This is a genomic window from Leptotrichia sp. SK-5 (genome assembly GCF_055387215.1).
In genome coordinates, this window is record NZ_AP028931.1 from 538,593 (window position 1) to 559,653 (window position 21,061).

28 protein-coding genes are annotated in these 21,061 nt (G+C 26.6%); 25 read left to right on the forward strand and 3 right to left on the reverse strand.

Going from position 1 to position 21,061, the window contains the following annotated elements:
* The first annotated feature begins 5 nt into the window (after positions 1-5).
* The 4 genes from ACZ5B9_RS02805 to ACZ5B9_RS02820 all read left to right on the forward strand — a co-directional run bounded on the left by ACZ5B9_RS02805 (position 6) and on the right by ACZ5B9_RS02820 (position 2,328).
* Complete coding sequence (locus ACZ5B9_RS02805) at positions 6-278, forward strand: type II toxin-antitoxin system RelB/DinJ family antitoxin (protein WP_464423269.1); 273 nt, start codon at positions 6-8, stop codon at positions 276-278.
* The gene (locus tag ACZ5B9_RS02810; protein WP_369715399.1) at positions 271-555 is read left to right on the forward strand and encodes a type II toxin-antitoxin system YafQ family toxin; all 285 of its coding nucleotides are present in this window, start codon (positions 271-273) and stop codon (positions 553-555) included. The genes ACZ5B9_RS02805 and ACZ5B9_RS02810 overlap by 8 nt, the downstream gene beginning before the upstream one ends.
* Positions 556-650: 95 nt before the next feature.
* Complete coding sequence (gene relB / locus ACZ5B9_RS02815; protein WP_464423270.1) at positions 651-806, forward strand: type II toxin-antitoxin system RelB family antitoxin; 156 nt, start codon at positions 651-653, stop codon at positions 804-806.
* Between the two features lie 478 nt (positions 807-1,284).
* Entirely contained in the window at positions 1,285-2,328 is a 1,044-nt protein-coding gene (locus tag ACZ5B9_RS02820; protein ID WP_464423272.1) for a hypothetical protein, read from the forward strand.
* Between the two features lie 282 nt (positions 2,329-2,610).
* Here ACZ5B9_RS02820 and ACZ5B9_RS02825 read toward each other — a convergent pair whose 3' ends face one another.
* Entirely contained in the window at positions 2,611-2,937 is a 327-nt protein-coding gene (locus ACZ5B9_RS02825; RefSeq protein WP_006805233.1) for a helix-turn-helix domain-containing protein, read from the reverse strand.
* A 133-nt stretch (positions 2,938-3,070) separates the two neighbouring features.
* Here ACZ5B9_RS02825 and ACZ5B9_RS02830 point away from each other — a divergent pair, with 133 nt between their 5' ends.
* The 8 genes from ACZ5B9_RS02830 to ACZ5B9_RS02865 all read left to right on the forward strand — a co-directional run bounded on the left by ACZ5B9_RS02830 (position 3,071) and on the right by ACZ5B9_RS02865 (position 8,687).
* The gene (locus tag ACZ5B9_RS02830; RefSeq protein WP_464423273.1) at positions 3,071-3,289 is read left to right on the forward strand and encodes an XRE family transcriptional regulator; all 219 of its coding nucleotides are present in this window, start codon (positions 3,071-3,073) and stop codon (positions 3,287-3,289) included.
* 107 nt (positions 3,290-3,396) lie between these two features.
* Complete coding sequence (locus ACZ5B9_RS02835; protein WP_464423274.1) at positions 3,397-5,445, forward strand: DUF262 domain-containing protein; 2,049 nt, start codon at positions 3,397-3,399, stop codon at positions 5,443-5,445.
* Between the two features lie 57 nt (positions 5,446-5,502).
* Positions 5,503-6,138, forward strand: coding sequence for a lysozyme inhibitor LprI family protein (locus tag ACZ5B9_RS02840; protein WP_464423276.1), 636 nt, complete (start codon positions 5,503-5,505; stop codon positions 6,136-6,138).
* 25 nt (positions 6,139-6,163) lie between these two features.
* Positions 6,164-6,592 carry a hypothetical protein gene (locus tag ACZ5B9_RS02845; RefSeq protein WP_464423278.1) on the forward strand — a complete coding sequence of 143 codons (429 nt, stop codon included), beginning with the start codon at positions 6,164-6,166 and terminating at the stop codon, positions 6,590-6,592.
* 15 nt (positions 6,593-6,607) lie between these two features.
* Entirely contained in the window at positions 6,608-6,976 is a 369-nt protein-coding gene (locus tag ACZ5B9_RS02850; RefSeq protein WP_464423280.1) for a hypothetical protein, read from the forward strand.
* 36 nt (positions 6,977-7,012) lie between these two features.
* Positions 7,013-7,321 (forward strand): hypothetical protein, encoded by a 309-nt coding sequence (locus tag ACZ5B9_RS02855; protein ID WP_464423281.1) that lies wholly within the window; start codon positions 7,013-7,015, stop codon positions 7,319-7,321.
* A 20-nt stretch (positions 7,322-7,341) separates the two neighbouring features.
* Positions 7,342-7,506, forward strand: a complete 165-nt coding sequence (locus ACZ5B9_RS02860; protein ID WP_464423282.1) for a hypothetical protein — start codon at positions 7,342-7,344, stop codon at positions 7,504-7,506.
* Positions 7,507-7,682: 176 nt separating this feature from the next.
* Entirely contained in the window at positions 7,683-8,687 is a 1,005-nt protein-coding gene (locus ACZ5B9_RS02865; protein ID WP_464423283.1) for a tetratricopeptide repeat protein, read from the forward strand.
* A 238-nt stretch (positions 8,688-8,925) separates the two neighbouring features.
* Here the strand turns inward: ACZ5B9_RS02865 and ACZ5B9_RS02870 are convergent, their stop codons facing one another.
* On the reverse strand, positions 8,926-9,612 hold the full coding sequence (locus tag ACZ5B9_RS02870) for a helix-turn-helix domain-containing protein (RefSeq protein ID WP_464423284.1): 687 nt from the start codon (positions 9,610-9,612) through the stop codon (positions 8,926-8,928).
* Between the two features lie 518 nt (positions 9,613-10,130).
* Here ACZ5B9_RS02870 and ACZ5B9_RS02875 point away from each other — a divergent pair.
* From ACZ5B9_RS02875 to ACZ5B9_RS02900, 6 genes are all read left to right on the forward strand, one after another.
* Positions 10,131-10,775 (forward strand): protein rep, encoded by a 645-nt coding sequence (locus ACZ5B9_RS02875; protein WP_464423286.1) that lies wholly within the window; start codon positions 10,131-10,133, stop codon positions 10,773-10,775.
* Between the two features lie 123 nt (positions 10,776-10,898).
* Positions 10,899-11,048 (forward strand): hypothetical protein, encoded by a 150-nt coding sequence (locus ACZ5B9_RS02880; protein ID WP_464423287.1) that lies wholly within the window; start codon positions 10,899-10,901, stop codon positions 11,046-11,048.
* A 281-nt stretch (positions 11,049-11,329) separates the two neighbouring features.
* Entirely contained in the window at positions 11,330-11,548 is a 219-nt protein-coding gene (locus tag ACZ5B9_RS02885; RefSeq protein ID WP_464423288.1) for a helix-turn-helix domain-containing protein, read from the forward strand.
* 89 nt (positions 11,549-11,637) lie between these two features.
* A complete protein-coding gene (locus tag ACZ5B9_RS02890; protein ID WP_464423289.1) occupies positions 11,638-12,708 on the forward strand; it encodes a tyrosine-type recombinase/integrase in 1,071 nt (356 codons plus the stop codon).
* A 1,355-nt stretch (positions 12,709-14,063) separates the two neighbouring features.
* Positions 14,064-14,330 (forward strand): type II toxin-antitoxin system RelB/DinJ family antitoxin, encoded by a 267-nt coding sequence (locus tag ACZ5B9_RS02895; RefSeq protein ID WP_464423290.1) that lies wholly within the window; start codon positions 14,064-14,066, stop codon positions 14,328-14,330.
* A complete protein-coding gene (locus ACZ5B9_RS02900; RefSeq protein WP_464423291.1) occupies positions 14,323-14,610 on the forward strand; it encodes a type II toxin-antitoxin system YafQ family toxin in 288 nt (95 codons plus the stop codon). The genes ACZ5B9_RS02895 and ACZ5B9_RS02900 overlap by 8 nt, the downstream gene beginning before the upstream one ends.
* A 1,808-nt stretch (positions 14,611-16,418) precedes the next feature.
* Here the strand turns inward: ACZ5B9_RS02900 and ACZ5B9_RS02905 are convergent.
* Positions 16,419-17,069, reverse strand: a complete 651-nt coding sequence (locus tag ACZ5B9_RS02905; RefSeq protein WP_464423292.1) for a helix-turn-helix domain-containing protein — start codon at positions 17,067-17,069, stop codon at positions 16,419-16,421.
* 169 nt (positions 17,070-17,238) lie between these two features.
* Between ACZ5B9_RS02905 and ACZ5B9_RS02910 the strand changes: the two genes are divergently transcribed.
* From ACZ5B9_RS02910 to ACZ5B9_RS02940, 7 genes are all read left to right on the forward strand, one after another.
* Positions 17,239-17,439, forward strand: coding sequence for a DUF739 family protein (locus ACZ5B9_RS02910; RefSeq protein WP_018498210.1), 201 nt, complete (start codon positions 17,239-17,241; stop codon positions 17,437-17,439).
* 12 nt (positions 17,440-17,451) lie between these two features.
* Complete coding sequence (locus ACZ5B9_RS02915; protein ID WP_464423293.1) at positions 17,452-18,285, forward strand: ORF6N domain-containing protein; 834 nt, start codon at positions 17,452-17,454, stop codon at positions 18,283-18,285.
* Between the two features lie 130 nt (positions 18,286-18,415).
* Positions 18,416-19,162 (forward strand): Rha family transcriptional regulator, encoded by a 747-nt coding sequence (locus ACZ5B9_RS02920; RefSeq protein ID WP_464423294.1) that lies wholly within the window; start codon positions 18,416-18,418, stop codon positions 19,160-19,162.
* Positions 19,163-19,307: 145 nt separating this feature from the next.
* On the forward strand, positions 19,308-19,481 hold the full coding sequence (locus ACZ5B9_RS02925) for a hypothetical protein (RefSeq protein ID WP_464423295.1): 174 nt from the start codon (positions 19,308-19,310) through the stop codon (positions 19,479-19,481).
* Between the two features lie 449 nt (positions 19,482-19,930).
* Complete coding sequence (locus tag ACZ5B9_RS02930) at positions 19,931-20,092, forward strand: hypothetical protein (RefSeq protein WP_464423296.1); 162 nt, start codon at positions 19,931-19,933, stop codon at positions 20,090-20,092.
* A 101-nt stretch (positions 20,093-20,193) separates the two neighbouring features.
* Positions 20,194-20,715, forward strand: a complete 522-nt coding sequence (locus tag ACZ5B9_RS02935) for a hypothetical protein (protein WP_464423297.1) — start codon at positions 20,194-20,196, stop codon at positions 20,713-20,715.
* A gap of 20 nt (positions 20,716-20,735) precedes the next feature.
* Positions 20,736-21,059 carry a hypothetical protein gene (locus ACZ5B9_RS02940; protein WP_464423298.1) on the forward strand — a complete coding sequence of 108 codons (324 nt, stop codon included), beginning with the start codon at positions 20,736-20,738 and terminating at the stop codon, positions 21,057-21,059.
* The last annotated feature ends 2 nt before the right edge of the window (positions 21,060-21,061 follow it).

Consider the following 21,061-nt stretch of genomic DNA (forward strand, 5'->3'; position numbering starts at 1 on the left):
ATTTTATGCCAATGGTTAGTACAAGTATAAAAATAGATGCCAGAACAAAGAAAGAAGCTCAAGAATTATTTAAGGATATGGGAATGAGTTTAACTACGGCAGTAAACATATTTTTAAAACAGGCAGTAAGAGAGCAGGGAATACCTTTTTATGTTGGACAGCCAAAATATAAGGAAGAAGTTTATCAAGCTATGAGAGATGTGGAACAAGGTAAAAATTTAAGTAAATCCTATCGCAGTGCTAAAGAGATGATAGAGGACATTTTGAAAGATGAATAAAAATAAATATAATTTGAAATATACAAATAAATTTTCTAAAGATTTAAAATTAATAAAAAAGCGTGGATATAATATGAAATTACTTGAAAGGATAGTTGAAATATTAATCAATAAAGAAAAGTTACCTGCAAAAAATAAAGACTTTGCTTTAAAAAATAAATATTTAGGCTATCGTGAGTGCTGTATAACACCTGATTGGTTATTAGTGTACAAAGTGATAGACAAAGAATTGATATTGCTATCAACGGAAACAAAAACTCCTAGCAATTTATTTTAATAAAAGAGTTGAAATCGCAATTATTAGTTCTATTATGACTTTTTATTGCTTGAATTTTTTTATTTATAATGTAAACATTAAAGGAGAGTGATGTTATGGCAGTAATTTCAATTAAATTCAATAATGAAGAAGAAAATATTATTAAAAATTATGCAAAGACAAAAGGATTTTCTATTTCCCAACTGATAAAAGATACTTTAATGGAGAGAATAGCGGAAGAGTACGATTTGGAAGTTTGTAAGGAATACTAAAAAATGAAATAGTATAGTTTTGGTAGACTTTTTCATTTCAAGGCAAGGCATTTCAAAAAAATTTTTAAACGAACGCCACAAGGCTGATACACGGTTATACGATGGATAGATAAAGCTGTATTAGATAAGCCTCCCTATAAGCATAGCACCATTTTCTTGATTCTACTTAGTATGGCTATGAAATACAAATAATTTTTTTTGAGAAAATTAGCAACCATTAATTTAACCTGTTTATTAATTGTTAAAAAAATTTTAAATTTTTGTTGTAAAAGTACAACAAATAATGTATAATTAGATTGCAGATAAGAATATTTATGCTGTATATCTGTGATAACTGAATGAAAGTTTAAGCGTTATGTAAGAACGCCAGCCACAGAGCCACTATTATAGTGGTGTTTTTTTATACATAATTTTTGGATAAATTAATACACATAAAGGAGATCAATATAAATAATGATATGAAAGAAAGGAGTATATTATGGTTTATATTAATGATAAGGAAGTATCTAAAAAGGAATTAAACAGGATAAGCAAAAGAATAGTTGAAAATACTGAAACTATTGCGGATTTGCAGAAATTATCAGATTTTAGGGCTGAACATTCAAAAATAATAAAAAGTTTTGTATGGAGCTTGAGAAGTATTATAAATAACAAGAAAATAAAATTATCGAATAATAGAAATTCAATAATTATTTCTCAAAGATTAAAAAGGTTGCCATCAATAATAGGGAAACTTAAAAGATTTCCAGAGCTACGATTGGGAAGAATGCAGGACTTGGCAGGAGCAAGAATAATATTGCCTAATATAAAGGATACAGAGGAAGTGGCAAATTATTTAAAAAATAAAGTTTATAAACAAAAAGACAAGAATAATTTTTTATTTATTAGGGAAAAAAATTATATCTTAGAGCCAAAGGAGGACGGCTACAGGTCAATACATCAGATATTTAAGTATCAAGGGAAAAAGGAAAAGAGGCTTGAAGGGTATCAGATAGAATTGCAGATAAGAACGAAGTTACAGCATCAATGGGCTACTTCAGTTGAAATAATAGACAGCATAAAACAGCAATCTTTAAAGACAGGTGGGGGAGACATTTATTATAGGGAGTTTTTTAAATTATCAAGCAAACTGATAGAATACATTGAATTGAACAAAGATATTTCAGAAATTTCAAAAGAACTGGATAAGTTGAGAGAATTAAACAGAGAATTTAATATACTGAAAACTTTAAGCAGTTTACGAGTTATAACCAAACGGCTTGAAGAAATCACAGGAGAAGGCTATTTGATATTGATATTGGATTATAAGGGCAATAGCATAAGATATATTCAAGTACCTGAAGAAAATATAAGTCGAGATTATTTGATGTATGAACGTGAATACAAAGAGGACACAAATAACGTTGTATCAGTATCAGTTGAGAACTTAAAGAACTTACGAAAAGCGTACCCAAATTATTTCCTAGACGCAAGAGAATTTGTTACAACAATAGGTAAATATATAAATAATACAGAGGAATAAAAAATTAAAATCACGGTTATAAATTGAGCTGTGATTTTTTTTAAAATTATTTTTTATAAATTAAAAAATCAAACAGTATCGTTTTGGTAGACTTTTTCATTTCAAGGTAAGGTATTTATCCAAAAAATTTTTTAACGAACGCTACAAGGCTGTTACACGGATATACGAGCGAATAACAAAAGGGTCTCACTCAAAAAAGCAGGTCCAAATTTAAAATCTATTTTTAGAAAACACATCACTATTTTCTTAATTTTATTTTTATAGCTTTGAATACAATAAATTTTATTTAAACTTTTCTTTAAAAAAGGCATTTTGAATCTTATTGAACAATTCTTCTTTTTCTTTAAAATCTATATTTTCATTATTAAAGAACGATATAATAGATGATTCTAAATTGCTGGAATCTTTATTTATACCGTATAATATGTATTCAGGCGAAACATTGTATAAGTTGGATAGTCTAATTAAACTTTCACTATTTATTTTTCTTTCGTTATTTTCATATCGTGAAATAGCTCCAGCAGATGATTTTATCTTTTGTGCCACTTCCTCCAAAGAAAATTTGTACTTTTCTCTCAAACTCTTTAATCTTTTTCCTACATTTTCCATAGTAATTCTCCTTTAAAATCAATAAATTTTACCATAAAATTGATATTTTATCAATTTAATTGAAGTTGTATTGACAAAATTTTAATTTATGGTATAATTATTTTACCAATTAGCAAAAGATAGGAGATTTAAAATGAGAAAAAATCTTTTAAAATCAAAAATGAGTTTACACGGAGATAACAATAAAACATTGGCACATAAACTAAAAATAACTCCTTCAGCATTTTCACGAAAAATAAACGGAAGTAGTAATTTTACTATTGAGGAAATGAAATTTATTAGGAAAGAGTATAGGTTGAGTGATATTGAGTTTTTAGATATTTTTTTTAATAATTTATTTGCTTTTTGGTAAAAAAGATTAAAGGAGGTAAATAAAAAAATACAAGCTCATAAGTTTTGGCGTATAGATACTTAAAATTAAAAATAATAAAAATAAAATAGATTAACGGAGTGATAAATTTGGAAGCAAAAAAAATAAGAATATTAGATTTTATTGGAAAAGGAAAAAAAACATTTAATATCCCTGTATATCAAAGAAATTATGATTGGCAAGAAGAAAATTGTAAAAAATTGTTTACTGATATAGAAAATATAATTAAACATAATGAAGAAATTGAACATTTTTTAGGAACTGTTGTATATGTATTAACAAAAATAGAAAGGGATTATGAAGAATATGTTTTGATAGATGGACAACAAAGAATAACTTCTATTTCATTATTATTAAAAGCCTTACAAGAAAAAATAATTTCAGAAGATACAAAAGAAAGTATATGGGAACAATATCTAATAAATAAAAAATCTCCAGATAATATAAGAATACGTTTAAAACCTATTGAAAGTGATAGTGTATCATACAAACAATTAATTGATAATAATGATGATTCCTCAAATTCAAATGTTTGTAGAAATTATAAAATTTTTAAAGAGTTACTAGAAAATTCTCACTATTCAGCAGAACAAATATACTCAGCATTATATAAAATTGAATTAGTAACTATAAAATTAGAAAAAGATAAAAAATCAGAAAATCCACAACTTATATTTGAAAGTTTAAATTCGACAGGATTATCACTTACCCAAGCTGATTTAATACGAAATTATTTATTAATGAACTCTGAATACGAAAAACAGACAGTATTATATAAAAATTTCTGGTTAAAAATTGAGATAGAATTGACAAATAAGAAAATATCTGATTTTATTCGAGATTTTTTAACAATGAAAACTGGAAAAATTGCAAACAAAAATAAAGTTTACGATGATTTTAAAGAATATATGAGGATTCAAAAAGAGTTGAATGAAGAGGCTGTTTTAGAAGAACTTGTTACCTATTCAAAATATTATAATTGGTTTTTAAATGCAAATTCAAATAATGAAAAAATAAATGAAAAATTAAAGCATTTTAAATACTTAAAAAACACAACTGTTTATCCACTATTACTTTCAATATTTGAAGATACTTATTATTATAAAAAATTAGACGAGGATAAACTTTTAAAAATAATAGATTTGCTAATATCTTATATATTTAGAAGGACAATTTGTGGATATAAAACTAGTTCTATTAATAAAGTTTTTGCAAGTATACCCAAAAAAATATTAGAAAATCAAAATGAAAAGGATATATATTTTAAAATAGAAAAAAACTTGATGGAGCGAAGATTAGAAACTATATTTCCTAGAGATGAAGAATTTAAATTAAATTTTATAAAATATAATTTTGAAAAGAATAAAGAACTACTCAAATATACTCTTAAGGAGCTTGAACAAAAAGTTTCTAATAATGTAATTAATGATACTTCTAGTTTAAATATAGAATATATTATGCCTGAAAATTTAAATTCTGAATGGAAATTAGAATTGGGAGAGAAAAAATTTGAAAATACTCATTTAGAATATCTAGGAACAATAGGAAATTCATCGCTAATAGAGAATGATTTATTACGTTATAATAAGAATTTTAAAACTAAAAAAGAATTTTATCAAAAATCAAATATTGAAATAACAAGAAATATAAACAATTATCAAGTATGGACAGATAATGAAATTAAAAATAGAGCAGAACAGTTATATGAAAAGTCAAAAGAAATTTGGAGTATTCCAGCAGGTTATAAAATACAAAAATTAAATAATATAGAGTACGGAAAAGAATATTTATTAAATTCAAGTATTAATGTAACAGGAGAAAAACCTGATAAACTAATAATTGACAGTATTCCATATCCTGTAAAATCGTGGAAAGGGTTATTAGAAAAATTATGTATTGAACTGTATAATTTGGATTCTGATATATTTAAAGAGTTAATTTATAATCCTAATTTTCAAACAAAAGAAAGAGTTATACTCTCAAATTCAATTTCTAAACTTAGACAACCAATAGAAATTAGTAATGATTTGTATATTGAAAGTAATTTAAATGCAAATGCAATTTTAAGTTATGCAGATATAATAGCTGCTAATTTTGAATTAAGTGATGAAATATATTTTGTTTTGAAAAGAAAGTGATAATTAAGTTATGAAGTATTTTAGGTAAACAAAAAAATCAGGAAGGAGATATAAGCAATGGATGAAAACCATAGCAAAACATTAAAAATTTTAATTGGAGTAATAATTGGATTATCTACAATTATATTTCTAAGTGGAGTATTTTATATCCTTAATATGCAAAATAAAATTATAAAATTAGAAACAGAGCGAGAGGAACAACTGAAAAGGCAAGTGGAAACACAAAATATGGCTTCTGTAAAATCAGTACAATCTCAACCTAATACAAAAAAAGAAGCAGAAGTAAAAACAGAGCCAAAAGTAGTTAAAGCAAAAATAAATGCTCCAAAACCATCTTATGAAAAAGCGATGATAAATAGAATGAGACCTGTTGAAAATAAATTAGATAGATATACTCTTGATAATACAAATTCTTGTACAGAATATGTCGGATATCGAGAAATTTTACATAAAAAATGGGATAATGAACTTAATCAAATTTACAAATTATTAATGTCAAAATATCCAGAATCTCAAAAAATAGCACTTCGTAATGAAGAAAGAGCTTGGATAAAAAAGCGTGAGAAATCAATGGATTCTATAGCAAGTGAGATGAATGGATGTATGGGTGCAGCTGTAACAATTGTAAATAGTGAAATTGATACGATAAAAAGTAGAGCTATTGAACTGGCGAGACGGTATGATGGATTGTAGAAATAATATTTATAAGGAGACTTTTATGAGAAAAATTGTATTTTTAGTATTGTGTATTTTTGCAATATCAAGTATTGGATATTCTGAGATACGGAATCTTAATGGAATAATTCTGGATGATAGAATTTTTGGCGAAACAGAGATTTGTCAAGCTATAGGAGGTTATTATTATTTAAATACTCTAGGATTTACGGAAATGGAAATGTATGGACAAAATAGTGAAGAATTATTTAACGATGTGGCAGAAGGATTAGTAGTAACCGATACAATGTTGAGAAATATTGGGTGGAGCAAGTCTTCTGTAGAGATGGAAAATATAAATTCATATTATATAGCCAAATGTAATAAAATAAAAATGGGAGATATTAAAAATACTAACAATGATTATTACTCAAATAAAGTTAGAATTAATTTTTATAATTTGATGAATAATTTAGGAATGTTAATAAATTAAAGGAGAAGATTTAGAATGAAAAAATTTATTTTAAGTATGTTGTTGGCTATAGGAATGAATAGTTTTTCTATGTATTCAAATTTAGTTTCTAGTGAAGAGATAATAATAAATAGTGGATGGTGCTCTGGAAGGGGTGGATTTTTACAAAAAGCAGAAAATGGCGGCATTATGAGAATACACGAGAAATGTGTGATTGATGGAGAAGATTTTTATGGAGTAATAACAACATATCACGGATTTGACAGGTTAAGACTTTCTAAACCAGTTAGCGATTCCAAAAGAATTTATTTTGAGCCTGGAAGTCGTGTAATAATGAATGTTTATGATACAAGTGATGGTTATTATGTGTCTTTTCAATATTTTGGAAATGTTGATATAAGATAATTTGATTAAAAAAATGAAAATTTTAGGAGGAAATTTATGAAAAAAATTGTTTTACTAGGAATTATTGTATTATCATTTGTGATACAGGCAGGATATTTTGATGAAAAAAATTCTTATTATCAAAATAGTCAATTAAGAACTAAAATAATAAAAGACGAAATTAAAGAAATGGTATACATTTGGAATGAGGCTTCTAGCAATGCAGATTTTGATACATTAAAAAAAATATTAGCAGATAAAATTGAATATTATCAAACAACAGTATCAAGAGATTATTATATTAAAGACCAAAAGAAATTTTTTGAAAGAAATCCAGTTTATGGACAAGTATTAAGAGGTAAGTAGAACAAATATCAAATAAGCAAGTGAGAGCATCGTTTATAAAAGAAGTTACAACAAAAACAGGAATAAATTATTATCCTTCATATTTAGTATTTGAAAAAATTAATGGTAAATGGAAAATTGTTTTGGAAAGTGATTTAGTTTCTGATGAAAATATAAGAAATAGAAAAAATTCAAAAATTAAATAAAATAGTTCAAAAGAAATATATAAAATTGTAGAATGGTAGAATTTAATATAATAGATTAAAAATGAGACAAAATGTAAGAATATTACAAAACTAACAAAAAAATCTGAACAAAATTATATAAAATTAACAAAAGCAGGTCATTAAAACCCAAAAATAATAAAGAAAGAAGGTAAATTATGAAAAAAATAGTTCTAATAATAACAATATTAATGTCTTTTAACCTTTTAGCTGGTAAATACACAGGTGGAGTAGTTAATGAAGTATGGTATGCTTGGTATGATGGGACATTTTCTGGAAAGGAAGATTTAACAACGGGCTGTGATAATTCTGTAACACTTAAAGAATTTGGTATGTCAGTATGTATAGATACTACTTATTTCAAGAATTTAGAATTAACATTAACTGATATTACTATGAAAGACAATATCATAAATTTAAAAGCTTCAGATTTTAAACTAACGGATAAAGAAAATAATATATACACACCAAATAGTTATCCAACTAAAGATGAGATGAAAATTTATCCAAATATATATATTGATAAAAACTCATTTGAAAAATGGCTCAAGGCTAACAGAGGAAATATAGATTTACTGAAAAATATAAATCAAAAAATGAAAAATTCTACTAAACTTAATTTTTCTAGTGATAATACATTTATTATATCTTCTAGCATTGATGGAAAAAATATATATTTGAATTATATTTCTGAAGAGGCAATATCTGAAAAAGCTGCAGAATATACAGTTGGATTTGTTGGATTAAAATTAGCACAAATGTATCATTTACAAGAGAATTATGGAGAAGCTGAAAAAAATTATTTAATTGCTGCAAAAAAGGGAAATATAGAAGCAATGACAAATTTAAGTGCGATTTATGCAATGCAAAAAAAATATGATGAAGCTGAAAAATTACTTTTAAAAGCTATTGAGGGAAATGATTCTTTTGCATACAATAATTTAGGTTCTTTATATCTTACGCAAAATAAATACGATAAAGCAAAAATTTATTTTTTAAAAGCAATAGAAAGAGGATATACACCTGCAATAATAAATTTAGGTTTTCTTTCTATTAAATTAAAAGATTATCCGAATGCAAAAAAATATTTCAAAATGGCAGCAGATTTAGGAAATGAAGACGCTCAAGAAATTTATAGAAAATTGTTACAAAATGGATATTAAAAAATAGAAGAGAAATTTATGAAAAAAATATTATTTGTAACAACTTTTATAGTTTTTAATTTGGTATTTTCAGATTTTAAATCTGAAATCAAAAGACATTATAATAATAGAATTATTGATTTATCTACTATTTCAGAATCACAATATAAAATTATAGCTGAATATAAATATAAAAAAAATAACAATCAAAAGTCTATATTTTTTAGAAGAAGTCTTGGTTATAAAAAAGGGAGCAAAATTAAACTCCCTTATTTTTTTTATCCAGTTTTTCTAAAATTTCTTCAAAATTACTTTCTTGAGTTAAAGGATATTCACTAAAAAGGTCTTGCATTCTATCTATTTCAGAAGGGTCATTAATAGTATCACTTCTATCCAAATGATAAATTTCTAAAAAACTATACAAATTTTTTATATTATTGGTAGAATACAGAGTTAAAAAACGCAAAAAATCCTTAATGCCAATATTAAAATAATTATTATTTGGAGCTTTAACTATTGCAACTTTTGGATTTCTAATAAAATCCTCAAGAGTTCCATACCTTAAGTTATTTTCATTATCCAAAGTATTTGTTATAAAAAATGAAAATCCTAAAGATTCAAAATAATCAATAAAAAGTAATATTTGTTTTAATTTTTTTTTTGATTCTTCGCCTAATAGTAAAGATGAAAGAATATTTTTAAAATCACTAATTTCCTCATTTTTAAAAAATTTTTTCAACACATCTATATCAATATCCAGCTCTTTAAAAATATTGACCAAAACATTAAATGGCACAGCTCTTTCTCCAGATTCATACTTCTGAATACTAACCTTTCCCAATCCTACTCTTTCAGCAAGCTTTATTTGTGTAATTTTCTTATTTTTTCTATGATTTCGTATTATAGTCCCTATTTCTACATTATATTCTTTATTTTTTTCATCCATATTATACCTCTTATTTTATTAATTATACATATTATACTATATAATTATGTTAAAAACAATGATAAAAGTACTATTTTTATAAAATATAGAAATATAAAAAATTAACAATAATAAATTGTACATTTAAACATCTTATAAGATGTTTTATATTTTTTAATATCATTGATTTTCTGATGTTTTTTCATTTATTTTTATTAAATTTATTCATTTTTTTGACAAAAAATGATATTTTAAAATTTTACATCTAAAAAAATACAAAATTAAAAAAATTAGGTTGAAATATCATAAAAAAAATTGTATAATAGGTTTACAACAAGAGTAAATAGTAGTATTTTTTATAAAAAAATGACATTTTAAGACTTTATAAGATGTTAAAAATTATTTTTTTCTCTATTATTAAATAGTAGTATAGAGAAAAAGAAAAAACAAAACATTTTTATAAATGAAATACAATGTTTTTTGTAAGTAGAAGGGGTAGAAAAAATGAGAATTGAATTTAGAAAGGAGAATGATAATAATTGAACAAAGAAGAAAAGTATATTGAGTATTATGAGAAAGGCATTAAAATATATGAAAAAGAAGAGTTTAAAGATGTTATTTCAGAAAAGAGATTATTGAACATAAAAAATTGCTATAATGAGTATTTATATTGGTATAATCATTCTGAATGGCTTCATAGAATTTTCAGATGTAAGAAATCAGCTTGTCCTGTGTGTAATTTAAAAAATAAAGCAATTAAATTTTATAATTTTAAAGATAGGGCCTTTGAATTGATGAAAGAGTACGAGGTGTTTTGCTTAACTTTAAATGGTAATAATGTTGAGATTGAAGCAAATAAAATAATAAAAGAAATAGACGATAACAACAAAAATTTGAAAAAGTTGTTAAATAGACCCTTTATGAAAAGGATTGTGAGAGAATACTTTAAAGTAACTGAAATAAAGTATACTAATTATGATTCACTTCCACATATACACATTGTTTTGTTTGTTATAAAAGGAGTATATAAACATTTTAAAATAAACGAATTAAGACAACTAATTACTCAAGAATGGAAAAAATCCAAAGGATTTAATGCTAATGTAGAATTAAAGAAAGTTGGAACACAAAAAAAACTAGAAAAAACAATAAATTATTTGACAATTGCGAAAAAAAAGAATTAGGCACTTTATTTTCTAATCATAATATTTTGAAAATTCATTTAGAAATTATGAATAAGAAGAGATTTTTTATTTGGAGAAAAAAAACTGATAAAAACAGAATAAAATCAGAGAAAGGAGGAAAAAATGGATGAAAAAGATGATATGAAGAAGTCCATTGAAAAGCATTGTCTTGAGTGCTGGGATGATGATAAGCAAAAAGTTATAAATTGCCCTTATAAAAATTGTCCTTTGTGGAAATATAGGCTAAAAGAGTTAAAAGATTCGAAAAAGTAAAGAATTGTGAAACCTATATATGAAATTTTAAAGGATATTTACACAGATAAGTTAGGTAATACACGCGATAATTAAGTAAAAAATAGTTATAAATCAAGACAGGAGCATTGAAAAAATGCTTTAAATTACTAAGTAAATTAGTTAGGAGTTGAAAGTAGAATGAGTGTTGATAAAAATAAAAGGAAGGACTTAACAAAAGCCCCTCGTAAGCACTTTTATTCTATCACACTCTTCAAAAAAAATAAATAAGTTTTTTAAAAATGAAATGGAGAGTGATTTAATTGAATTTAGAATTAAAAAAAGAAATGTATAATATTTTGAAAGAGAAGATTAGAGAGAAAAAATTGAGTTATAAAAAGTTATCTGAAAAAATGAGAATTTCAGAGAGTGGATTTAATAAGAAAATAAATGGGAAGTATTTTTTTACACAGGAAGAAATATTTTTGTTGAAAAGGATATTGAAATTAAAAAATTCTGAATTAATACAGATATTTTTTTAAATAAATATATTGCAATGAAAGAAAAATAATATTAAAATTATAGGGTAGAATGATACTGCCCTATAGCTAGATTTTAGAATGGGGAAGAAATGGCAAAAAATAGAACTAAGAAAGGAAATGGTAGAGGTAGTATAACAAAAACTAAAAAGAATAAACCTTACTGGGTACGAGTTACAGACTCAGTAACAAAAAAACGAGTATCGTTAGGACTGTATAAAACGAAAAAGGAAGCACAGCAAAAATTAGATGAATATTTATTTAATCCTTACAATTTAGAAACACATACAATGACATTTGAGGAAATATTCAATTTATTTAAAGAAGCTCAAGAAAAAAATGTTGCTAAGGCAACTTTTAAATCTTATATAAACAGTTATAAGAGATGTAAACCATTATATAACCTGATATTTAGGGATATAAAAGCTCCACAATTACAAAGTCTTATAAATAGTTTAAATTGTAGCAAAGGAACAAAAAGTATTACTAAAGGGTTTTTAAGTGTACTTTATAAATATGCTATAGAAATGGAAATACTAACTACAAATAGAGCGGAACATATAAAACTACCAAAAGAAAGCAAACCTAAAAAAATAAATATATTTACTGGCTATGATATTAAAAAATTGTGGGATAATATTAAAATTGATTGGGTAGAATACATTTTAATTATGATTTATACAGGAATGCGAATTGGGGAAGCTGTCAATTTAAAAAAAGAGAATGTTGACTTGATAAATGGAATCATATTTGGTGGAAATAAGACAGAAAAAGGAATGAATAGAAAAATCCCAATTCGTGATGATATTTACCCAATCATAGAAAATCTTTATAAAGATAGTCCTACAGATTATTTATTTTACAATAAGAATTGGGTATTTAAGAAAAAAAATAATGAAAATAAGCCAATTCGAGAAAATTATTTTCGTGAAAAATTTTATAAAACACTTGAAACATTAGGGATAGAAAAACACGAAACTCACGATTGCAGAAAAACGCTGGCAACTTTTATGAGAAAATATCAATTAAATGAAGTTCAAATAACAGATATATTAGGACACGAAAGTATAAATACAACAATAGATTATTATATTAAAAAAGAAGATGAACAGGAATTAAAAAAATCAATTAACAAAATAGATTTTCTAAAGGATGTAGTATAAAAATATTATTTAAAAGTCTAAAAATCATACTTTGAATATATCAAAAAAGGTAACCAACAGGTAACCAACGCATAAGGTAAATGGTTATTTTCCCAAACTTTTAAAAAAATATAACAAAATATGGTAATGTTTAGCAGTTCAAAAAAAATTATCTCAAAATACCGTATTATTTGTCTTAGTAGGAAGAATAGCTATAAAAAAATATGCTACCCTTGTGATAGCATATTTAAAAAGGAGTTGAAGAAAAAACTTCTTTTTTAAGAGAAAGCCAGTAAAAATGGGTATAAAATTTAATTTGGGGTCCAACGGGAGACCAACCTCGAAAAGTAAAAAAATGAAGTCGCTATTTATGGGGGTTTGCGAGTACCAATAAAAATACCACTACTTTTGCAATTTTAAAACAAAAAAATCTAGCTAATAAAAAAAGGATTATTCAAATTTGAGTAGTCCTTTTTTGATGTAAATTATTTTGCAGCTGATTCAATTTTTGTGTAAAATATGGTATAATTATGTTACCAATCCAAAGGCTAGTAGTGTATCATAATGGTACTACTCCATAAAAATTTAATAATGCAACCATTTAGAATTGGAAATGCAACCAAAAGTAACCAAAAACACAACCAGTTTTAATGGTTGCAAAATGCTAAAGAATACAGCAATAATAAGGGTTAAAGGTAACAACCGAAAATGAAAATATTTGCAAAAATTTTCAGTAAATGCAACCAAAAGTAACCGAAAACGCAACCAGTTTTAATGGTTACAAATCATACAGAAATATAATGATAATGGCATAATTACGTTGCACCAAAAATTAAGTTTAGTGAGATTTTTTGAGAAAAATTTGCACCAAATAATGAATAAATGCACCAAATTATAAAATGGTGCAAACAATATTGAAATATAGATAAATAATAGGATAGATTGCAACAATTTGGCTAAAGGTAAATTGCAAAAATTTTCAGTAAGTTGCACCAAATCAATGGAATTTGCACCAAAAATAAAATTGGTGCAAGATATAAACTAAAGCAGAAATTATAAGTATTTGGATAGGCAACAAGGTATCACAAAAAAATGGAAAAATATGGAAAAAATACAACCAAAAACGAACGAACGTTGGAACGTTCAAAATACATTGTAGGATAGAGATTATAAGGGCTAAAGGATAGTGTAAATAATGATTGGTTATGACAAAAAATGAGACAACGAACGTTAAAAACGAGCGAACGTTGGAAATAAAATTATAATTTAACTTGAATAAATGGGCCTGATGTAAAATTTCAGACTTTTTTTATTGCTTTTTATATATTTTAAGTGTATAATATATATATAATATAAATATTTAAGGAGTGATAAAAATGAGTGCAACGACTATAAATATTGACGAAGAAACAAAAAAAGAAGCCCAAGAGTTATTCAAGGACTTAGGAATGAATTTAACTACAGCAATAAATATATTTTTAAAACAGGCAATAAGAGAACGAGGGTTGCCTTTTTATGTAGGGCAAGCAAAATATAAAGATGAAGTTTATCAAGCAATAAAAGATGCAGAACAAGGAAAAAATTTAAGTAAAGGTTACAACGATGTTGAAGAAATGTTTGAGGATATTTTAAGAGATGAATAAAAATAAATACATTGTTAAATATACAAACAAGTTTTCTAAAGACTTGAAACTAATAAAGAAACGTGGGTATGATATAAAATTGCTTGAGAAGATAGTTAAGATGTTATCTAATGGAGAAAAGTTGCCTATAAAAAATAAAGACCACGCATTAAAAGGCGACTATATAGGTCATCGTGAATGCCATATAACGCCTGATTGGTTACTAGTGTATAGGATAATCGACAAGGAATTAATATTATTGTTGACTAATACAGGAACTCACAGCGACCTTTTTAAATAAAGATAATCGAATCACAGTTATTAATTTAGCTGTGATTTTTTTATGCAAAAATGAAAAGGTACTTTGGAGAGATTTTTTTGCCCTGTGGGTCTGGCGAGTCCCAACAAACGTACACACAGCACTATTTTTAAAAGCCGTGTCGTGTCCGATTTTGAACTTAAAGAAATAACTGTAAATGGCTTATTTAAAGGCTTATAAGTGATTTTACTATTTACTAAAAACGGACATAAAAACGACATAGTATAAGATAGTTTTGATTATTAATAAATTTAAAGCGATTTGAGAACATTTTACGTCTTAACCATAGTTTTATATCAAAAAATTTGTAAACGAACGTGAGCGAAACGCTAGCTACCTTAAAATTGATTTTAAGAATGAACTTACAAATTACTTTTCACATTTCAGATAAAATTATAATTATGAACTTCATATATTCGATATAAGCGATTATTTAAGTCAATTAATACCAAAAGTTTTACAAATGAACGTGGTGGGTACTCTATGGCTCGTAGAATTGATTTTAAAATATAACACTGGATAAGGAATTGTAAAAACTTAACAAAACTTAACATTTTGATTTTCTTAATAGATCCAGGAAGTAAAAAATACTACAAATTACTACATAAATACGACGCCTTAAATTTTATTTTGGTTGGCTAAAATTTTAGCAGACCTATTCAAAAATGATGTGAGTAAAATATTTTACCTACGTTCTTCACAAAGAAGAACGCTGGAGCTACTACTTAAATTTAAGTAACAGCTAATAACAAATGGGCCTATTGTTAGAACAGCCTATAAAAACGCGAATAGCCTGTAAAAATTAAAAATAAAAATAAATTTTTAATGAAAATTAAGCGATTTAAGATAGATTTATACCCTAGCCATAGATTAATACCAAAATTTAATTTAACAAACGTGATACCCCTTTTACGTTCGTCTGTGAACGTCTTATGAATAAATTGAGAAATAGAAAATATAAATTACTAAAAAATACTAAAATTTGAAATAATCTTAACTTGCTGATTTGTTGTAAAAATAATTCTAGGAAACACTAAATTTGAATTAGGGTATAAAAAAACTCCCTAAGTTAGATTTATGCAGTACGTATATAAAAACTAGACAAAAGCCAACAATTTAATTTCTAGCAACATTAAAAAAATGTTTTATTTTTTAATTTTTACAAGCTATTCGGGAATTATAGAGAGTTTTCAAAAGGCCCAAATGTAAATTAATTGCCTGTAAGTTTCACAATGCCATGAGCTTAAAAACAAGCTGTGGAAGTATTTTGATAAGTTAGGCAAGGAAAAATACCAAGGAATTGAATTGAAAGCGTGTATGGGCTTGTATTTGGATTATATGGGGTTGTGTTTCACTAGGTAACAAAAAAAATTATTATTCACGCTACGAAAAATTTTCGTATCAGGGTTATCACTTAGTTTATGCTGTAAAAAGTTACAAGGAAAATTGCTGGTATAAAATCATTTTCGCCACTTGTGGCGAAATAAAAACAACCAAAGGGGAGTTTATCCCTATTGGCTGTATTCAATGATTATTCACGACCTATATTTAACATAGCCCGTTATCTGATATATAAATTTTATACACTGGCTAACAAGATAACACAGTAGATTTTATCTATTCACTTCAAAGGGTGTCGCTTTTAACTACTCCCCTAACATTTTAATTAATAGGGGTAGACAATTCACCCAGTCCTTTAAATATGGGTAGGCGATTTGCCCAGTCGTTTAACTATGGTGTCATTTTGGTGGACGCCATCACAATGAGATGGCAGAAGTTTTGCCGTTTGATTAATCGGTGTCTTTTTCTTTTTTGTTAGTACTTCTATATAAAGCCTCATTCATTTTATCAAATAAAAATTTTTTCAAACTTTCGGCAGGTATTACAGGTTCGTTATCGTCTGGTGGAAGTTCTTCAACTTTATAATTTGATAGTTCTAATTTAAAATGATACTCAACAATATCAATAATTTTTTCTAAAATACAACCAAAATTATCTAATGAAGTGGCATATTTTTCTTCATTTCTTCTAATATAAAAATCATTTTCTTCTCCCAAAGTATCAGCATTCATATAGGTTTTATAACCAAAACTAGTGATTAATTGCTCTAATATACCTTCACGATTCTCTTTTTCCATTTTTTCTTTATCGTTATCAAAAAAAAGCTCTTTTTGTGTTTCTGTATCTAAAATTTCATTAGATAATCCTGGAATATCAATAATAAAACCTGCAAGCAATAACTTGGGAATATGTAATATTTCAACAAGCTCTTTCGCTACTTCTAAAGGTATTTTGCCGTCTTTTTCATATCGTTTTATTGTATAGGGAGTTTTATTTAGTTTTTCCGCCAGTTCTTTTTGTGTCATTTTCTTTATTTTTCTGAAAAATTTAACAGCTTTTCCCAAATGTTCAAAATCAATAAATTCTTCTTCTTTTTTCATTTCTTCTCCATATTAATTATTAGTTTTATAATAATATAATATCAAAAAGTAACAAAAAAAGCAACTTTTTATATTTACTATAAAAAATATATTGACTAAAGTAACAATATATGTTACTATTGTTTAGAATTAGGTAACATAAAATATTACTTTTAGGAGCGTGGTAAAAATGGTAAACAACAAATTAAAGGGAAAATTGAAAGAATACAGTTTCAATTATGATAATTTTTCAAAGGTTATAGGATTATCAAAAACAGCATTTACAAATAAAATCAATGGAAAAGGTTTTAAAGATAAGGAAATCGCTAGAATGAAAAAAATCTTTAATTTAACCAATGATGAAGTAGTAGAAATCTTTATAAACGAATAAGGGGGAAAAGAAATGAAAGAATTAGCGGTATTGACAGGAAACAACAAAATCTTAATCAATGGAGTTGAGATTGAAACTAAGGAATACAAAGGGCAAAGAGTGATAACGTCCTATGATGTGGCGAAATTGCACGAAAGAGAAGTAAATGATGTTACAAAGAATTTTAATAACAATAGAGATAGGTTTATTTTGAATGAAGATTATTTTCTTATAAATAAAAACGATATTTCTGAACGAAAAATTTCCGTTCAGGAATTTATACCAAACAATGTGAAAGAAATACCTATATTTACAGAAAGTGGGTATTTAATGCTAGTTAAGAGTTTTACAGATGACTTGAGTTGGAAAATTCAAAGAATGCTAGTGAAAAGTTATTTCATTGTAACAACTGGGCAGATACAGCCTAAGCAACTGACTAAGATAGAAGCCTTGAAAATGGCACTTGAAACAGAGCTTGAAAACGAAAGGCTAAGAATAGAGAACGAGGCACAGAGGGAAATAATCAAAGGGCTTAACGGAGATTTACAGCCTTATCAGATAGAGGACATTATAAACAGGGTCGTAAGAGTTAGAGGGGGAAATTATGGGAGTAAATTCAATGAAATTTACAGGGTATTTAAGGAGCATTATCACATTGATTTAAAGGCTAGAATGAAAAATTATAACAATACAGTAAGACCAAAGAACAGATTTAAAAGCGTCCTTAGTTATGCAATAGCGAATGATTATGGCAAGGACTTATTAAAAGTGGTAACAAGGCTATACCCTGAAAGCGTAAGGGTTATAATGGACGGAATCAATCAAAATACAGGACTGGGGAATAATGAAGTTTTGTTATTGAACTGATCCGACAGCTGAAAGTTTAGCCGTCGTATTTTTCCCCATAAGTGGAGAAAATAAATTGATGGAAAATTTACTTAGCTATGACTGGAATACACAGTACAGTCCAAAAAAATTGATATAGGAGCGAATAAAAATGAATGAATTAGTAACAAGGATAGGCAAAGAGCCTAAGGAAAGTATCACAAGCTTGGAATTATTGGAATTAATCAATAAGTTTAGGATAGAAGAAAATAAAAGCAAACTAGAACATTACGACTTATTAAAAATCATAAGAAAAGAATTTAATACAAAAATCTCACAAGGAAAAATTTCCTTGTCAAATTATAAGACTTCTAGGGGGAAAATTTACCCAATGTATATTTTGACTTTGAAACAATCGTTAAGACTTTTGACAAAGGAAAGTGTAGAAGTAAGAGAAAAAGTATTTGATTATATTGAAAAGCTGGAAAAACAAAATCAGATGTTAAGGCAGGCATTATGGAACAGGCAAAATAATGAATGGCTACTCACTAGAAAGCAAGGGAAAATCACAAGGCGAAAGGAAACGGACGCAATAGCTGTATTAATACCTTATGCAAAATCACAAGGGAGCAACAATGCTGACAGGCTTTATATCGTATATTCGAGGCTTGTAAATAGACTTGCAGGAGTAGAGGACGGAACAAGGGAAACGGTCGACGTTGAAACATTGCTACATATCAAAAAGCTAGAGGACTTATTTTCAAAAGTTATATTTGAGAGTATGGAAAAGCAGTTGTTTTATAAAGATATTTACGGAAAATGCAAAGCACTTGGCTACCAATTAATGCAATTTATGAAACTGGATATGCCAAATATATACAAAATCAATGAAAATCAGAAACAATTGGGCCTGATGTAACAGCCAATTAACGCGGACAATCACAATCAAATAGCATACTTGAGAAGTTTGTAATGTAATTTATGAAAAAAATGTAAATTATAACTTGACAATGAGTATCTTACGTAGTATAATAATTGTAAGATACTTACAAAGGAGAATGAAAATGGAAAAGAAAAGAGATTTAAAAGTGTCTTATGGTAAAAGTGGAAATGGAACAGGAGCAATATTAAGAATACCAGTACCATTTTTAAGAGCTTTAGGAGTAACACAGGACGAAAGAGAAATAAGGCTTGAACTTGTCGAAGAAAAAGGGCAAATAATCATTACCAAAAGATAAAAAAACTCCATAAGTATCTAAAAAAAGACAATTACAGAGTTTTTTGTGGTATAATCCACCCTAAGCAAGTAGATTATACTACAAACTTCTTAAAAATGCAAAGGAATTTGTAGTATTTTTTTATACCTAAAATTTATAATCGAAAAAATTCAAGACAATTATAACACATATCATAAAACAAGTAAACAGGCATATAAAATACATTTCTAGGCAATAAGAAAATACACGAATAAATTTGATTGTTAGGTTAAGCGTTGGGCTTAATAATTTTTTGATACATCGAAAACGGAGATACACAGAAAATTTAATATTGAAATGGAGTGGTAAGGAATGAAACACAAATTTGAAGCTATAGGAATGGTAAACAAAAACAGCGACAAAGCAAGGGAAAAGGCCCGAAATAGAATGATTAACAGAATAAAAAGAATGATTAAGGGAGTGAAATAATTATGGAAATGATTAAGGTAAACGTGGAAAATGTAAAAGGAATCTTAGTAACAACAAGTAACAGAGTAGCAGAGGAACTGGGAGTAGAGCATAAAAATTTACTTACAAAAATAGACAATTATGTAAAACAATTTGGCGGCTTAACTTTAAGCCACGAATTTTAATAGAAAATACTTTTAAAAACAGAGGAAAAGATTATAGAAATTATCTGATCACACAAAAAGGTATAGCACAATTAATTGGAGGATATAATGCTTCAGTACCTGTGGCATTTTACTTAAATGTTGCATATATCAATGAATTTGAAAGAATGAGAAAAGAACTGCAGGGCAAAAGACCGATGACAAGGAAAATGGAAAGCATAAGAAACGAAATAACGCTGGATAACAAACTAACTTATCACGGTGTACCTATATTAATCACAAGGCAATTAAACAAGCTGGTTGGGTATGATATAAGCCTTAAATTATCGACAGTCAAAGGTAGAAGTGTATTAAGAAATGAAGAAATAAAAGTATTAAAAAGAGAAAATGCCATTTTAAGTAATCAATTAACATACACAGCAATATACTATCAGAAAAATTTAGAGGAATTACTCAAAAAAATAAAGGAATTAAGGGAATTTAAGGACAAAATAACAGAATACTTTATAAGCAATGAGATAGAAACAAGGCTACAGCAGGATAGCAACAATATAGAAATAGCATTAAAGCTACTGGATAATATAACAGATACGTCAGTAAAAGAGAGAATATCAATAGGGATATTGGAGAAAATGGGATATTAGACAATAGGAGAACGGAATAAATGGAAAAGAAAATAAGAGAAGAAATATTAGGCGACAAGGCAGACGAGATAAGGGAAGAAATATGGCAAAAAGAGAGATACGCAGAACGTGAAAGCCTAAAACTTGCTAAGAATGAAAAAGTAAAAGAAAAATTAATTGAACTGTTTACAGCTATACAGGTAGCAAGGGAAGAAATAACAGTCAAGGAAGATCTACAAAAAGCATACAGGGAAAACATCAGTAATATGGATATTGAGAATGTTATACGTGAAAGCATAGTTGTAATTGATGTATTTACAGAGGAAGAAAAAACAATAAAAGAAATATTGGATAAATCAAATTAAGG

What these genes read in the sequence shown, in the direction of transcription:
- ACZ5B9_RS02915 (WP_464423293.1), top strand. Translation starts at nt 17,452, where the DNA reads ATGAAAGAATTAGCGGTATTGACAGGAAACAACAAAATCTTAATCAAT.
- ACZ5B9_RS02830 (WP_464423273.1), top strand. Translation starts at nt 3,071, where the DNA reads ATGAGAAAAAATCTTTTAAAATCAAAAATGAGTTTACACGGAGATAAC.
- ACZ5B9_RS02910 (WP_018498210.1), top strand. Translation starts at nt 17,239, where the DNA reads ATGGTAAACAACAAATTAAAGGGAAAATTGAAAGAATACAGTTTCAAT.
- ACZ5B9_RS02820 (WP_464423272.1), top strand. Translation starts at nt 1,285, where the DNA reads ATGGTTTATATTAATGATAAGGAAGTATCTAAAAAGGAATTAAACAGG.
- ACZ5B9_RS02845 (WP_464423278.1), top strand. Translation starts at nt 6,164, where the DNA reads ATGAGAAAAATTGTATTTTTAGTATTGTGTATTTTTGCAATATCAAGT.
- ACZ5B9_RS02905 (WP_464423292.1), bottom strand. Translation starts at nt 17,069, where the DNA reads ATGAAAAAAGAAGAAGAATTTATTGATTTTGAACATTTGGGAAAAGCT.
- ACZ5B9_RS02855 (WP_464423281.1), top strand. Translation starts at nt 7,013, where the DNA reads ATGAAAAAAATTGTTTTACTAGGAATTATTGTATTATCATTTGTGATA.
- ACZ5B9_RS02850 (WP_464423280.1), top strand. Translation starts at nt 6,608, where the DNA reads ATGAAAAAATTTATTTTAAGTATGTTGTTGGCTATAGGAATGAATAGT.
- ACZ5B9_RS02865 (WP_464423283.1), top strand. Translation starts at nt 7,683, where the DNA reads ATGAAAAAAATAGTTCTAATAATAACAATATTAATGTCTTTTAACCTT.
- ACZ5B9_RS02930 (WP_464423296.1), top strand. Translation starts at nt 19,931, where the DNA reads ATGGAAATGATTAAGGTAAACGTGGAAAATGTAAAAGGAATCTTAGTA.
- ACZ5B9_RS02920 (WP_464423294.1), top strand. Translation starts at nt 18,416, where the DNA reads ATGAATGAATTAGTAACAAGGATAGGCAAAGAGCCTAAGGAAAGTATC.
- relB (WP_464423270.1), top strand. Translation starts at nt 651, where the DNA reads ATGGCAGTAATTTCAATTAAATTCAATAATGAAGAAGAAAATATTATT.
- ACZ5B9_RS02890 (WP_464423289.1), top strand. Translation starts at nt 11,638, where the DNA reads ATGGCAAAAAATAGAACTAAGAAAGGAAATGGTAGAGGTAGTATAACA.
- ACZ5B9_RS02825 (WP_006805233.1), bottom strand. Translation starts at nt 2,937, where the DNA reads ATGGAAAATGTAGGAAAAAGATTAAAGAGTTTGAGAGAAAAGTACAAA.
- ACZ5B9_RS02880 (WP_464423287.1), top strand. Translation starts at nt 10,899, where the DNA reads ATGGATGAAAAAGATGATATGAAGAAGTCCATTGAAAAGCATTGTCTT.
- ACZ5B9_RS02840 (WP_464423276.1), top strand. Translation starts at nt 5,503, where the DNA reads ATGGATGAAAACCATAGCAAAACATTAAAAATTTTAATTGGAGTAATA.
- ACZ5B9_RS02805 (WP_464423269.1), top strand. Translation starts at nt 6, where the DNA reads ATGCCAATGGTTAGTACAAGTATAAAAATAGATGCCAGAACAAAGAAA.
- ACZ5B9_RS02810 (WP_369715399.1), top strand. Translation starts at nt 271, where the DNA reads ATGAATAAAAATAAATATAATTTGAAATATACAAATAAATTTTCTAAA.
- ACZ5B9_RS02940 (WP_464423298.1), top strand. Translation starts at nt 20,736, where the DNA reads ATGGAAAAGAAAATAAGAGAAGAAATATTAGGCGACAAGGCAGACGAG.
- ACZ5B9_RS02895 (WP_464423290.1), top strand. Translation starts at nt 14,064, where the DNA reads ATGAGTGCAACGACTATAAATATTGACGAAGAAACAAAAAAAGAAGCC.
- ACZ5B9_RS02900 (WP_464423291.1), top strand. Translation starts at nt 14,323, where the DNA reads ATGAATAAAAATAAATACATTGTTAAATATACAAACAAGTTTTCTAAA.
- ACZ5B9_RS02925 (WP_464423295.1), top strand. Translation starts at nt 19,308, where the DNA reads ATGGAAAAGAAAAGAGATTTAAAAGTGTCTTATGGTAAAAGTGGAAAT.
- ACZ5B9_RS02870 (WP_464423284.1), bottom strand. Translation starts at nt 9,612, where the DNA reads ATGGATGAAAAAAATAAAGAATATAATGTAGAAATAGGGACTATAATA.